This is a genomic window from Candidatus Benthicola sp. (genome assembly GCF_058719085.1).
Genome location: NZ_JBZQEK010000101.1, coordinates 1 through 13,493 on the forward strand (window position 1 = coordinate 1; position 13,493 = coordinate 13,493).

13 protein-coding genes are annotated in these 13,493 nt (G+C 68.7%); 9 read left to right on the forward strand and 4 right to left on the reverse strand.

Annotation, left to right across the window (positions count from 1 at the left end; translation table 11 throughout):
* The 4 genes from AC36XV_RS08265 to AC36XV_RS08280 form a co-directional block, all read left to right on the forward strand.
* A partial coding sequence (locus tag AC36XV_RS08265) for a sulfatase (protein WP_492203210.1) occupies nucleotides 1-910 on the forward strand: 910 nt, incomplete at its 5' end.
* Entirely contained in the window at nucleotides 907-1,356 is a 450-nt protein-coding gene (locus AC36XV_RS08270; protein WP_492203211.1) for a DinB family protein, read from the forward strand. The genes AC36XV_RS08265 and AC36XV_RS08270, both read left to right, overlap by 4 nt.
* A gap of 94 nt (nucleotides 1,357-1,450) precedes the next feature.
* Nucleotides 1,451-3,262: a serine hydrolase domain-containing protein gene (locus AC36XV_RS08275; protein ID WP_492203212.1), complete on the forward strand. Its 1,812-nt coding sequence runs from the start codon at nucleotides 1,451-1,453 to the stop codon at nucleotides 3,260-3,262.
* On the forward strand, nucleotides 3,259-3,777 hold the full coding sequence (locus AC36XV_RS08280; protein WP_492203213.1) for a GNAT family N-acetyltransferase: 519 nt from the start codon (nucleotides 3,259-3,261) through the stop codon (nucleotides 3,775-3,777). The genes AC36XV_RS08275 and AC36XV_RS08280 overlap by 4 nt, the downstream gene beginning before the upstream one ends.
* Before the next feature lie 19 nt (nucleotides 3,778-3,796).
* Here AC36XV_RS08280 and AC36XV_RS08285 read toward each other — a convergent pair whose 3' ends face one another.
* Nucleotides 3,797-4,696, reverse strand: a complete 900-nt coding sequence (locus tag AC36XV_RS08285) for a pirin family protein (RefSeq protein ID WP_492203214.1) — start codon at nucleotides 4,694-4,696, stop codon at nucleotides 3,797-3,799.
* 108 nt (nucleotides 4,697-4,804) lie between these two features.
* On the opposite strand from AC36XV_RS08285, the gene AC36XV_RS08290 reads away from it, so the two are divergent.
* From AC36XV_RS08290 to AC36XV_RS08310, 5 genes are all read left to right on the forward strand, one after another.
* Nucleotides 4,805-5,206 carry an acyl-CoA thioesterase gene (locus tag AC36XV_RS08290; RefSeq protein ID WP_492203215.1) on the forward strand — a complete coding sequence of 134 codons (402 nt, stop codon included), beginning with the start codon at nucleotides 4,805-4,807 and terminating at the stop codon, nucleotides 5,204-5,206.
* A 122-nt stretch (nucleotides 5,207-5,328) separates the two neighbouring features.
* A complete protein-coding gene (locus tag AC36XV_RS08295) occupies nucleotides 5,329-6,072 on the forward strand; it encodes a class I SAM-dependent methyltransferase (RefSeq protein WP_492203216.1) in 744 nt (247 codons plus the stop codon).
* Nucleotides 6,073-6,075: 3 nt separating this feature from the next.
* A complete protein-coding gene (locus tag AC36XV_RS08300; protein ID WP_492203217.1) occupies nucleotides 6,076-6,609 on the forward strand; it encodes an RsmD family RNA methyltransferase in 534 nt (177 codons plus the stop codon).
* Nucleotides 6,606-7,817 (forward strand): glycoside hydrolase family 27 protein, encoded by a 1,212-nt coding sequence (locus tag AC36XV_RS08305; protein WP_492203218.1) that lies wholly within the window; start codon nucleotides 6,606-6,608, stop codon nucleotides 7,815-7,817. The genes AC36XV_RS08300 and AC36XV_RS08305 overlap by 4 nt, the downstream gene beginning before the upstream one ends.
* A 168-nt stretch (nucleotides 7,818-7,985) precedes the next feature.
* Nucleotides 7,986-10,424 carry a tetratricopeptide repeat protein gene (locus AC36XV_RS08310; RefSeq protein ID WP_492203219.1) on the forward strand — a complete coding sequence of 813 codons (2,439 nt, stop codon included), beginning with the start codon at nucleotides 7,986-7,988 and terminating at the stop codon, nucleotides 10,422-10,424.
* 9 nt (nucleotides 10,425-10,433) lie between these two features.
* On the opposite strand, the gene AC36XV_RS08315 is transcribed toward AC36XV_RS08310, so the two are convergent.
* The 3 genes from AC36XV_RS08315 to rsgA all read right to left on the reverse strand — a co-directional run.
* Entirely contained in the window at nucleotides 10,434-12,095 is a 1,662-nt protein-coding gene (locus tag AC36XV_RS08315) for a glycosyltransferase family protein (RefSeq protein WP_492203220.1), read from the reverse strand.
* A gap of 49 nt (nucleotides 12,096-12,144) precedes the next feature.
* Nucleotides 12,145-12,762, reverse strand: a complete 618-nt coding sequence (locus tag AC36XV_RS08320) for an NUDIX hydrolase (protein ID WP_492203221.1) — start codon at nucleotides 12,760-12,762, stop codon at nucleotides 12,145-12,147.
* Nucleotides 12,759-13,493 (reverse strand): ribosome small subunit-dependent GTPase A (gene rsgA / locus AC36XV_RS08325; protein WP_492203222.1); only part of this gene is annotated, 735 nt, incomplete at its 5' end. The genes AC36XV_RS08320 and rsgA, both read right to left, overlap by 4 nt.

Here is a 13,493-nt window from a genome sequence, read left to right on the forward strand (position 1 = left end):
GAAGCCGTTCTTCTTCGCCATCGGATTCTATCGGCCGCACCTGCCGTTCAACGCTCCGCAGCGGTACTGGGACCTCTACGATCCCGACTCGATTCCGCCGGCGGAGGTTTCGCGTGTGCCGCAGGGGGCCCCACCGATGGCCATCAACAACATGCGGGAGCTGCGCGGATACCAGGATTTCCAGGACGTTCCGCATCCGATGGCCGGAGGGGTGTCCCCGGAAGATGCCCGCCGCCTGAAGCACGGCTACTACGCCTCGGTGAGCTACGTGGACGCACAGGTCGGCCGACTGCTCGACGCTCTGGAGGAGCTCGGACTCTCCGATCGCACGATCGTCGTGCTGTGGGGGGATCACGGCTGGAAGCTGGGCGAGCACGGAAGCTGGGCGAAGATGACCAACTACGAGACGGACACGCGGGCGCCCCTGATCGTCCGTGCGCCGGAAGGGCCCGGTGCCGGGATCCGGGTGCCGGCTCTCGTGGAGCTGGTCGACCTGTACCCGACCCTCGCCGAGCTGTCGGGCCTCCCGGTCCCGGAGTCGCTTCAGGGAACGAGCCTCGTCCCGTTGTTGGCCGATCCGGAACGGCCCTGGAAGCCGGCCGTGTTCAGCCAGTTCCTCCGCGAGGGCATCTGGGTCGCGCCCGATGGCGTCGAATACATGGGCTACGCCGTTCGCACCGAGCGCCATCGGTACGTGCGGTGGGTGAATTGGGAAACGGGTGAGACCGTGGCCTACGAGCTGTACGATCGTCTCGAAGATCCGGGAGAGAACAGGAACGTGGCCGGTCAGCCCGGATACGCCGAGATCCTCGACCGCCTGCAGGAGGTGGAGGAGGCCGGGTGGCGCGCCGCGCTTCCGCCAGCCGGCGACGGAGCTTCGGTGACCCGGGCCGCCGGGGCCACGCCATGAGCCGGGGCCTGCCGGAGCTGCGACAGGTCGTGCCCGAGCACGCCATGCTCGTGCCCGCCGTATCGCAGTGGTCCGTGGGAATGCACGTGCATCACGTAGGTCTGGCCATGATCGAGGTCTGCCGTTCGATGGTGGCATCCGAGCCTCCGGCGCCACGGTCCCGATTCAGCATCCTGGCGTGGGCCGTGCTCACGCTCGGCCGAATCCCGCGAGGCCGCGCACAATCTCCGGAGCCGGCCCTTCCGGACGAGGGAGTCGGACCGGAGGAGCTGAGCGGTCTGCTGGACGACTGCGAGACCTGGCTGGAGAAAGCCGAGCGAGCCGCACCGGATCAGTGGTTTCGTCATTTTGCCTTCGGCGTCCTGGACCGCGACCGGACCCTCCAGTTCCTCGAGGTGCACAACCGGCATCACCTGCGGATCATTCGCGACATCCTCCGGGCCTGACTCCCGGGCTACCGGGTCGCCGGAATGACACCGGACCGTTCAGCCCGGCGTACATATCACCGGAGCGGGTTCGAGCGAAGCGAGGGAGGTGGCTGTGAGGCATCGGAGGTGGGCGCGCCGGGCCGGCGGGCAGCTGGCGATCGCGTGTATGATGTTGGGGCTGGCGGTGGGGGGTACCTCCCGGGGAGTCGCACAGACCTGCTCCGAAGAGCTCGTGGGGGCCTGGACGGCCGTGCTTCCGGCGGACGAGGGCTTCCGCTTCGAGCTCGAGATCACCGAGACGTCGGCGGGTGACTACGCCGCGACGATCCGTGCCGGCGGGAGTGCGGAGACCGTTCCCGTGTGGGTCGACGCCGGACGGCTGCGCTTCCAGGCCACGGTGAGCCCCATCGCTCTGGCGGGCGAGCTGGTGGAAGGCGGATCCCGCCTCGCGGGCTTCGTCAAGTACGGGTCCCACGTCACCCATTTGGTTCTGCCGGCCGCGCCAGGCAGTGGCGCGCGGCGCTGGGCGGGAAGCTGGACTCCGCCCGGAGCGCCCGATTCAACCGCGCGGCTCGATCTCTACATCGGAGACGACGGCGAGGGCGGGCTGGGCGGCTACTTCTTCTTCCGGGACCAGCGACTGACCGGCCTGTGGGGCTACGGGCTCGACTGTCCCGACGGTCGCGTGGAGCTCGGGGAGAAGAACCTCGGTCTTTGGCTCGAGGGCCAGCTCGGCGCCGACGGCGACCTGACGTTCGAGGTCACGACCGCCACCAGCCGCTTCCCCCTGACCTTCGTCCGAATGGATGAGGGATCCGTTCCGGATTCCCCGGACGAGCCCGAGCGCCCCGCGCGAGACGGTACCGCGCCGGCGCACGCCGGGCAGGCCCCGGAGCGGCTGGCCGATGGGTGGGAGACCGCGGCTCCGGCGGAGGTGGGGATCGACGCGGAGCCGATCGCCGATTTGGTGACGGCGGTGCAGGGCGGGGAGCTCGCGTGGACGCACTCGGTTCTGGTGGCCCGCCACGGCCGGCTCGTGGTGGAGGAGTACTTCTACGGCTTCGACCGCGAGACCCTGCACGACATGCGTTCGGCTTCCAAGACGATCGCATCGACGCTGATCGGCCTCGCGGTGCAGGAGGGACGGATCGGAGGCTCGGAGGACCGCGCGCTGCCGTACTTCCCGAACTACCGCAGCTTCGATCACTGGGATCCCCGGAAGGCCGACATCACGGTCCGCGACCTCCTGACCATGAGCTCCGGCCTCGACGCGAACGACTCCGACTTCCGGTCCATGGCGGCCGAGGGGCGGTATCAGTCGCAGACCGATCGCCCCGACTGGATCAAGCTGGCCCTCGATGCGCCGCTGCTGGAGGACCCCGGCACTCAGCCGCTGTACGGTGGGGCGAATCCCATGATCCTGGGTGGGATTCTCGCCAACGCGGTCGAGGAGCCGGTCGAGTGGTTTGCGCACCGGACGCTGTTCGAACCGCTGGGAATCGAGTCGTACAGCCTGTTCCTCGATCCGACGGGCATTCCGTACATGGGCGGCGGAATGTGGATGCGCCCGCGCGACATGCTCAAGTACGGCCAGATGTACCTGAACGGCGGCACGTGGCGAGGTGCCGGAGTGCTCGACCCGGAGTGGATCGAAGAGTCGTGGGGGGACTACGGGAGGCTGCGGCCGCTGGACCGGAACGGACACCGGTACGGGTACCTGTGGTGGCATCACTCCTACGAGGCGGGTGGTAGGGTGATCGCGACCCTGGAGGCCCGCGGCAACGGTGGCCAGTACATTTTCGTGATCCCGGGTCTCGACATGGTCGTGGTGATCACTTCCGGAAACTACCGGAACGGCCTCACGCGGGAGCCCGAAGATATCCTCCGCCGTTTCATCCTCCCGGCCGTGGATCCGTCGTCGTGAACGGGCAAGCCATCACCATCCGGGCGCTCAAGCCGGAGGACGTGCCGGCTTTCGTCTCCCTGAGGCGGGAAGCGCTCGAAGCGGCGCCGCTCGCGTTCGCCGCATCCCCCGAGGACGATCGCGGGCTGTCCGAAGACTTCATGCGTGCGACGATCGCCGACTCGGACGAAGCCGCGGTCCTCGGGGTGTTCGAGGGCGATCGGCTCGTCGGCATCGCGGGCGTCGGCCGCTATGCGAAGCGGAAACAGCGGCATCGGGCGATCATCTGGGGGATGTACGTGAGCCCCACCGCCCGCGGCCGCGGGCTCGGGCGGGCGCTGCTCGATGCGGCCGTGGGCCGGGCACGGGAGTGGCCAGGCGTGAGCCAGGTCCACCTCTCGGTCACCGATGCGGCCCCGGAGGCCCGGCGCCTCTACGAGACCGCCGGCTTCCGGGAGTGGGGCGTGGAGCCGCGGTCGCTGGAAGCCGGGGGGCGCGCCGTCTCCGAGCGCCACCTGGTGCTCGACTTGGACTGAGCCCCGCGACCTCGATGGCTCACGGCTGGATGAAAGTGCCCTGTCGCAGCTCCGTGTAGGCCTGCCGGAGCTCGTCCTGCGTGTTCATGACGATCGGGCCGGCCCATGCCACCGGCTCCTCGATCGGCTTTCCCGACACCAGAAGGAAACGAATCCCTTCCTCGCCGGCCTGCACCGTCACCTCGTCTCCGCGGTCGAAGAGGACCAGCGAACGGTTCCCGGCCTCGTCCAGGGAGCGGGTGACCACGTTCCCGTCTTCGTCCCGCACCAGACGGGGGTCCGACGCGTCCCGAAAAGTCCCGGAGCCCTCGAAGACGTAGGCGAACCCGTGCCGGTCGGTTTCCACCTGGAGCGTGCGGCGGGCACCGGGTGGGACCCACACGTCGAGGTAGCGCGGGTCGGCCGCGATCCCGTCGACCGGTCCGGTGACGCCCCAGAAGTCGCCGCAAATCACCCGCACGCGTGTGCCGTCGTCCTCGGTCACCTCCGGGATGTCCGCCGATGTGATGTCCTGGTAGCGCGGGGCCGTCATCTTCTGATCGGACGGAAGATTCGCCCACAGCTGGAACCCGTGCATCCTTCCTTTCGGGTCGCCCTTCGGCATTTCCTGGTGCAGGATGCCCCGGCCGGCCGTCATCCACTGCACGTCTCCCGAGCCGAGTCGTCCCGAGTTTCCGAGACTGTCGCCGTGATCCACCGTCCCCGCGAGGACGTAGGTGATGGTCTCGATGCCGCGGTGCGGATGCCAGGGAAAGCCTGCCTCGTAGGCGGACGGATTCTCGTTCCGGAAGTCGTCGAGCAAGAGGAACGGGTCGAATTCCTCGGTAGCACCGAAACCGAAGGCACGGCGGAGGTGCACTCCGGCACCCTCGATCACGGGCTGCGACTCGGCGATTCTCTTTACGGGTCGTATGGACACGGTGGCTCCCCGTTCCTCACGTTAGCAGTGTGGGCTGCGCTGGCCCTCATCGACCATGTATAACCAATCGGGCAACCCTGGATCCCGAGCCACGACGAGGGACGCGGAATGCCGGACGCCTTCGAGCTTCGAATTCGGATCGAACCCGACGACATCGACGAGCTGGGTCACGTCAACAACGTCGTGTACCTGAAATGGGTCCAGGACATCGCGGTGGAACACTGGATGGCCCGGGCTACGCCCGAGGAGCAGGGGAGCCTGTTCTGGGTGGTGACGCGACACGAGATCGACTACCTGCGGCCCGCCTTGCCGTCGGATGAGATTCTGGCCCGCACGTGGGTCGGCGCCGCGGAGGATCGACGCTTCGACCGCCATACCGAGGTGCGACGGGTGCGGGACGAACGCCTGCTGGCACGAATCCGCACCGTGTGGTGCCCCATGGACCGGGAAACGGGCCGGCCCACCGACGTGAGTCGAGAGACCCGCGAGCGGTGGTCGATCGCCGGCTAAGTCACATCTTCTGCGCCCGACGCGGCTCCCCGAGAAACCCGTTACATTGTCCGAGGCGAGGGCCGCTGTTTCATGCCATCGGCTTCCGCCTCTACCCGTCGGCGCTCAGGAGGTGACGGCCCGTGAGCGGCTCCTTCCGCAACGTATACGACGACGACGCCAGGGCCGATGCCTACGCCGGGCTCGAGTTTCCCGGCAGCTACTGGCTGGCCTTCCGGGACATCCCCGGACTCCTGGACGATCACGTGCGCGGGTACCGGGCGCTGGATTTCGGGTGCGGGACCGGCCGCTCGACCCGGTTTCTTCGCCGGCTCGGATTCGACGCGATCGGCGTGGACATCGCCCCCCGGATGCTGGATCGTGCCCGGGAGATCGACCCGGAAGGCGACTACCGTCTCGTGCCCGACGGGGAGCTCCCGGGGTTGGAGCCCGGCGAATTCGACCTCGTGTTCGCGGCGTTCACCTTCGACAACATTCCCGACCTGGACCACAGGATCGATCTGTTGCGGACGATCCGGGCGTGCCTCGCGCCCCGCGGGCGGTTCGTGAACCTGGTCTCGTCGCCGGAGATCTACCTCCGCGAGTGGACGTCCTTTTCGACCCGGGACTTTCCCGAAAACCGCTCGGCGAGGGACGGCGACACGGTGCGAATCGTGATGCTCGACGTGGACGATCGACGGCCGGTGGAAGACGTGCTGTGCAGCGGAGAGGCATACGAACGGGCGTATCGCGAGGCGGGGTTGGCCGTCCTCCAGATCCACCAGCCGCTCGGCCATTCGGGCGAACCCTTCGACTGGGTGAGCGAGACGGACGTCTCTCCCTGGGTGATCTACGTCCTCGGTCGCTCGGACGAAGGGCGGGAGTGAACCGTGCGCATCGTCGGCGGTGCCTGGGCCGGACGTGACCTGGTGTCTCCCGGCCAGCGGATCCGTCCGACGACGGAGGACGTGAGGGACCGTTGGCTCGGGCTTGTCGAGGAGTCGATTCCGGGCGCCCGCGTGCTGGACCTGTTCGCCGGATCCGGGGCGCTCGGTCTCGAGGCATTGTCGCGTGGGGCCGCTACGGTCGACTTCGTGGAGAACGGGAGCGCCAGTCTGCACTCCCTGAAGGCAAACGTGGCGGCGCTCGGCGCCCGCCGGCGGTCCCGCATCTTCAAGCGGGACGCCATCCCGTTCGTCGAGGCGCTCGCTGCTGGAAGCTACGACATCGCCTTTGCCGACCCCCCCTACGGATCGGCGAAGCTGGATCGCGTGGTGGCGAGATGGCACGCCGTTCACTTCGCGAGGATCCTCGGAGTGGAGCACCGGCGCGACCACCGGCTCGAGGGAAAGGCGAAGCGGTACGACTTCCCGGGTGAGACCCGGGTCACCCTGTTCACGGCTCCGGGAGGAGTGCACAAATGAGAATCCACCGCTGGTGCCTGCTCGCGGTTCCCGTCCTCTGGGCCTGTTCCGGGGGAAGCTCGGCGCAGGATGAAAGTCCCGAGAGGGTCGAGACGAACGGGGAAGCGGTCGTCCTGGCCGCGACCCCTCCGATGGGGTTCAACACCTGGAATAAGTTCGCCTGCGACGTGAGCGAGGAACTGGTGCGCGGGATCACGGACGCGATGGTGGAGAGCGGGATGCGGGATGCCGGCTACGAGTACGTGGTGATCGACGACTGCTGGCAGGTCGATCGGGGCCCGGATGGCGTGATCATCGAGGACCCGGAGCGCTTCCCCTCCGGCATGAAGGCGCTGGCCGACTACGTGCACGAGCGCGGTCTCAAGTTCGGCCTCTACTCGGACGCCGGACCGAAGACGTGCCAGGGTCGCCCGGGCTCTCTCGGGTACGAAGAGATTGACGCCGAGACGTATGCCGGCTGGGGCGTGGACTACGTGAAGCTGGACTGGTGCCATGCCGACTCGCTCAGCGCGCCGGTGCAGTACCGGAAGTTCCGGGAAGCCCTCGACGACTCGGGCCGCGACATCGTGCTCAGCATCTGCGAGTGGGGCCGCAACCTGCCCTGGGAGTGGGCCCCCGGCGTCGGCCAGCTGTGGCGCACCACGGGCGACATCTGGGACGGGTGGCAGAGCGTCCTGTGGATCCTGGAAGCGAACAACCGCCACTACGACGTGGCCGGACCCGGCCAGTGGAACGACCCCGACATGCTGGAAGTGGGGAACGGCGGCATGACGCTCGAGGAATACCGATCGCACTTCTCGCTGTGGGCGATCATGGCGGCGCCGCTGATGGCCGGAAACGACCTGCGCGAGATGTCGCCGGAGATCCGCGACATCCTGACGAACGCCGAAGTGATCGCGGTGGACCAGGACCCGCTCGGGGTCCAGGGCCGGGTGGTGCTGGACCGTGGGTACGGATACCAGGTGTGGGCGAAACCGCTGGCCGATGGATCGGTGGCGGCGGCGCTGTTCAACCTGCGCGACTCGGAGATCGAGGGGTACGTCACGTGGGATCTCCTCGGGCTCGAGCCGGGACCGGCGACGGTGCGCGACCTGTGGACGGGCGAGGAGTGGGCCCACACCGACGATGGGAGCTGGGGCTCACGCTTCCGCGTGCCCGTCCCGTCGCACGGGGTGGCGATGCTGCGGGTGACGCCGCCGGCCGGTTAGCCCCCGGCCGGTCGGAACCCGGCGCGCGCGAGACGTGAACCACGCTGCGGAAGAGTTCCGGGACCGGTAGACCCACACCCGCGATGGCGGAACGTCCGGGGTACCGCGACACCATGCGTCGCCTATCTTGGAACAGCCCCCTCGTGATTCCTTGAGCCCGGCGATCGGATGAAGAAGCTGATCCATGAGATCCACCGCCGCTCCCTGTGGCAGGTGCTCGGCATCTACCTGGTCGGCAGCTGGCTGGTTCTTCAGGTGGTCGACACCCTTTCCGGCGCCCTGCGGCTTCCCGACTGGGCATCGCCGATGGCGCTCGTTCTCCTCATCGTCGGTTTGCCGATCGTGCTCGCCACGGCGTTCGTTCAGGTGGGTGTCGGATCGAATCCTCAGCCGGATCAGAAGGATGCTGCGGGTGCGGCCGCACCCGATGACGCTTCTTCTCCGAGCACTCGCCTGTCGATGCCGGGCCGGCTCTTCACCTGGCGGAACGCAGTCGTTGGTGGGATCGGCGCCTTTCTGGTGCTCTTCGGCTTCGCCGGCCTGTACGTGGTGATCCAGGACCGCGGGCGAAGCTTCGATCCCCTGAACCAGGAAGGGCTCCTGGCTGCCACGACGACGGTCACGGTCGAAGACACCGCGGGGAACGTGATCGAGCGCGAGATTCCGCGCGATGAGTTCCGGCGCAGCGTGGCGCTGTTCGCCTTCGAGAACCCGACGGGGGACACGGCCGCCGACTGGCTGCGCTTCGGACTGCCCGAGGCGATCGAGGTCGACCTGTACCAGGACATGTTCACCCGGTTCGTGTCGGTGGACGACCGTTCCATGAACCGGGACCTGCGCGAGGCGGGATACGAGGACGGCGCCGGCGCCCCGCTTCCGCTCAAGCGTACGCTGGCCCGGGACCGGCATCTCGATGCGCTCCTCACCGGCTCGATCGTTCGGACCGATTCGGGCCTCGTGGTCGAAACCGAGCTGTACGACGCCACGCGCGGGCGGCTGATCGAACGGCACATGGTGAGCGGCGCGGACGTTTTCGAGGTGGCCGACTTGCTCTCGGTGCAGTTGAAGCGGGACCTGGGGATCCCTGTTATCCAGATCGAACAAGGAGAGGACCTCCCGGTATCGGAGATTGCCACTGCATCGGAGAGCGCCTTCAAACAGTACGTCGTCGGGGCGAGGCGCAGTGTCGGCGGCGACTACGCCGGGGCTGCCGAGCGGCTCGCGGCGGCCGTCCGAGAAGATCCGTCCTTCGCGCTCGCGCACGGGACCCTCGCCGGCGTCTATCTCAATTCGAACCAGGCGGAGCAGGCGGCGGCCGCCATGCAGGCCGCACTGCAGCATCTCTACAGGCTTCCGGAGCGGCTCCAGCTTCAGTTTCGGGCTGCGGACTATCAGTGGCTGAAGCAGGACCCCGATCAGGCGCTCAAGACGGCCCGGTACTGGACGGAGCTGTACCCGCAGGACATGCAGGGCCGCGAGATGCTGACCGTACTGTACCACAACCGCGGTGAGTGGGACGCGAAGGTCACCGAGCTCGAGGCGATGCTCGCGATCGAGCCGAATCGGTACGAGGTCATGAGGCAGATCGGCGACGCGTACGAGCGCCAGGCGCGCTACGAAGAGGCGCTGGAGTGGTATGGCCGGTACGCGGAGCTGTTTCCCAACGACTACCAGTCCTCGCTCGACCTGGGAGACCTCCAGGCTCGAATGGGTGCGCACGATCAGGCGCGAGGCGCCTACGAGCGCGCACTCCTCATCGAACCCGACGAGGTAGCGGTGCTGACCAGGCTGGTGAGACTCGAAACAGACGTGGGCGACTTCGAAGCCGCCCAGAGGCGGATGGAAGAAGCGCTGGCAGCGAGCCGTGGGCCGGAAGACCGGGTCGATGCGTATACGGCGGCGGACGACCTGTACTTCAGACAGGGTCGAATCCGCACGGCCATCGACAACTACCGTCAGCTGGTCGCCGCGCTCGGAGAGACCGGCTCGGTCGTGGTCAGCCTGGAAGCCGCTTCCTACGAGTTTGTCCTTTGGGAGGTGCACGAGGTCGGCCGTGAGGAGTGGGCGTACCGCCAGCTGGACAGTCTGCGAGCCAGCACTCCGCCGCAGCTCGACGCCCTCCCCACCATGTCCTATGCCCGAGCGCTTGCCGCCGCCGGCGACTTGACGCGGGCTCGGTCCGAGCTCGAGCGTGCGGTACAGGGCATCGAATCCAGCGGCCTTCAGCTGCTGGACTCCGAAGTCGCCCGGGTCGAAGGATTGATCCACGAGAACGAGGGAGACTGCCGTACCGCCCTCGAATCGTACCGACGGGTGCTCGTCCTCAGGCCGGCCGATTCCGTAATCCCGGCGGATCTCGGCCGCTGTCAGCGCGAGCTCGGCGAATTGGATTCCGCGGAGGCTACGATCCTCGATGGACTACGGGTCGTGCCGGCGCAGGCCAAGGCTCGCGTGGAACTCGCACGAGTGTATGAGGAGATGGGCCGGCTGTCCGAAGCGATCGAGCAGCTGGAACTGGCTCTCTCCATCTGGAAGGACGCGGACGCGGACTACATCCCGGCGCAGGAGGCCCGGGCGAAGCTTGGAGAGCTGGTCGCAAGCGGCTGACCGTGTCTCTCAGTCCTGCTGGGCCTCCTCTTCGCGCGCCCCCGCTTCCGCCTCCGGATCCCACAGCGCTTCGCCCGGAGGCGCGAGGGCGTAGATCACGCCGACGGCGGGGCCCTCGGTCTCTACGACCTTCAGGGCCCTCTCCGGGTGGAGCCCGACGAACGCCTCCAGCGTGCGGGCCGCCTTGTTCTCTCCGAGGATGAGCGCCACGTACCGGGTACCGTACCGCACGATCACGGAATCGAGCCCGGCCGCCAGCACCTCCGGCGTTCGGTCGTACCGGCCGTAATCGTCCGCCAGGAACCGCCACGAGGGCACCGCAAGACGGCCGGTTTCCCAGTGCACGTACGGATCGAGCGCGGAGGCGATCACCTCGCCTTCGGCCGTGTTCGCGCGAATCCACTCGTTGAGCGGGGCGTACGCGCGCGCTGGAACCGTCTGGGGCGTGGCCCAGGCGCGGAGCGCGTGGCCGCGGACGTGATACACGATCGCGTTCAACGCGAATACGGCGGCGACGAGTGCGGCCACCGGAAGCCCCCAGCGTGGCAGGTCGCCTCGCACCTTCGGCACCGCCTCCCACAGGCCCTCGAACGCCAGCAGGGTGAGGAGCGGCACGATCGTGTAGTAGAAGCGGTAGGGCTCGTACGGCCACACGAATACCACTGCGAGGTAGGCGATCGGGAACGCGACCAGCGCCGGATTCCGCTTCCAGGCCACTCTGGCCCCATATGCGACCGCGGCTCCGAGGACGAGCAGCACGGTGGCCAGCGCGAGGCCTGCGGCCCGCGGGACCCAGACGAACTGGAGCGTCTCCACGAACGGGCCCCAGTTGGCCGCCATGACTTCGCTGATTCGTCCAACGGCGCCTCCCTCGAGCCCCTGGCCGAGCCAGCTTCCATAGGAGCCGTACTGGCCGGCGATCGGATCCGGGACGCCCCCGGCGTGAGCCCGGGCCCAGCCGAGCCAGGCAAGGGCGGGCAGCCCCGCCGCCACCGCCGTGACCACGAGAGGTCGCCACCGTCCACCGACGAGCAGCGGGACGAACAGTGCCGCGACCAGGGTGACCCCGATCGACCGCGTCAGGAAGGCGGCCGCGCCTACGAGGCCTACGGCCACGGCCCACCCCGAAGAGCCGCCGCCGGCCCCGGCCAGCAGGAGCGCCCCGACGCAGGCCAGCAGGAACAGGGGCTCCGAGAGCAGCACCGTGGCCACCGACATCGAGGGCACGGTGAGGAACGCGTAGAGCGTCACCAGTCCGATCGCACTCTGCCGCACGCGACCTCCGCGCGCGAACAGCAGGAAGCCGCCGCCTGCCGCGAGGCCCCAGAACAGCGCGTTGAGCGCCTTGAGGGCCGTGAGGTTCTCGGGGTACAGCCCGAACGCCTTCCAGGTGAGACCCAGGACGACCGGATACGCCGGAGGGTACTTCACCCCGGGCACGTGGCCCGGCAGGTTCGAGTACGCGTAGCCGTTTCCTTCCGCCAGCGACCGGCCGAGCGCGAGGTAGGCCCCGTCGTCGTAGTAGACACCCGCGCCCACGGGCTCCTGCGAGCGGATCGTGACGAGGAGGACCACCGCGGCGATGACGGCCGCGATTCCCAGCGCGAAGGGCCGGAATCGGCTCGCCTCCGCCGGGTCGGACGCCGGCTCGCGCTCGGGTTCTCGATTCATGGGGCCAAGGTGGCCCGGAAGGTCGCGGGCGGAAAGACCCGGGCCGGCGTCACCGGGCGTGCTCCGAAGTCCCGGCGTTCACGGCCTCGAGGAAGTCCTCGAGAATCGCGAAGGTGAGACCCCAGATGACGTGCCCCTCGTAGTCGATCGCAGGGAATTCCCTCACCGAGGGAACCTCGCGCACCAGCGTCGCGCGGTGCCGCGGATCCGACAGCGCGGCGAGGGGAATCCACACGTGATCCGTGAGCTCGTGATTGACGCGGACCTCCTGCGGCTCCGGGAGCCACGCCACGAACGGGGTGACGCAGATAGGCGGCAGGTGCGGGCTGCGCGGGTGGATCTCGGCCAGCCGTCCGAGGCAGTCTCTCCTCTCGAGGACCAGGCCGGTCTCTTCCCGGGTCTCTCGGCGCGCCGTGTCGTACAGGTCCGCGTCCGCCGGCTCGGCGCGTCCGCCGGGAAGGGCCACGTGACCGGACCACGGGTCGCCGTCCACGCGAGCCCGGCGAACGAACAGGGCCTCCGGCTCGGTATGCTCAGCCGGTCCGTCGGATCCGTCGCGGAGGACGAGCGCCACGGCCGCCCGCATTCCGCAGTCGTCCTCGGAGATCCTCCCGGCTTCGCGCCGGGACAACGCCCGCCTCACGGCCGCGGTCCACTGTCGGCTCACGTGCCCGGCTCCCGGGCCGCCTCGGCCGCTTCGAGAAGCTCGAGGTAGCTCTCGTACCGGCCCTCGGCGACCGCGCCGTCGGCCACGGCCTCCTGAACGGCGCAGCCCGGCTCGGCCCGATGGCGGCAGTCGGCGAATCGGCAGGCGCCGAGAAGAGGTCGCAGCTCCGGAAAGGCGTGCGCGAGGTCGGTGGGGTTCGCTCCGGCCGGTTCGAAGTACTGGATGCCGGGCGTGTCCGCCAGGTATCCGCCGCCCGGCAGCGGGATGAGAAGTCCGGCGGAGGTGGTGTGCCGTCCCCGGCCGGATCGTTCGCCCACGGCTCCGACCCGAAGATCCAGCTCCGGCAGTATGGTGTTCAGGATGCTCGTCTTGCCCACCCCCGAGGGGCCGGTGAACACCGTCACCCGGCCGGCCAGCCTCTCCCGGAGCTCGTCGAGCCCCGCTCCGCTCTTCGCGCAGGTGGCCAGCACCGGGTAGCCCAGCTCCCGGTACGCCTCGACCTCGGCGGGGAGCCGGCCGTCGGGGGCCAGGTCCATCTTGTTCACCACGATCAGCGCCGGGAGGTCATGCAGCTCGGCCACCGCCAGCAGGCGGTCGAGCAGGCGAACGTCAGGGTCCGGGCGCGCGGCGGAGAGCACGGTGGCCACCTGGTCCACGTTAGCGGCCAGCACCTGCTCTCTCCGTCGGGCCATCGAGTGCCTCGAGAGCCGGCTGCTCCGCGGAAGCACCTC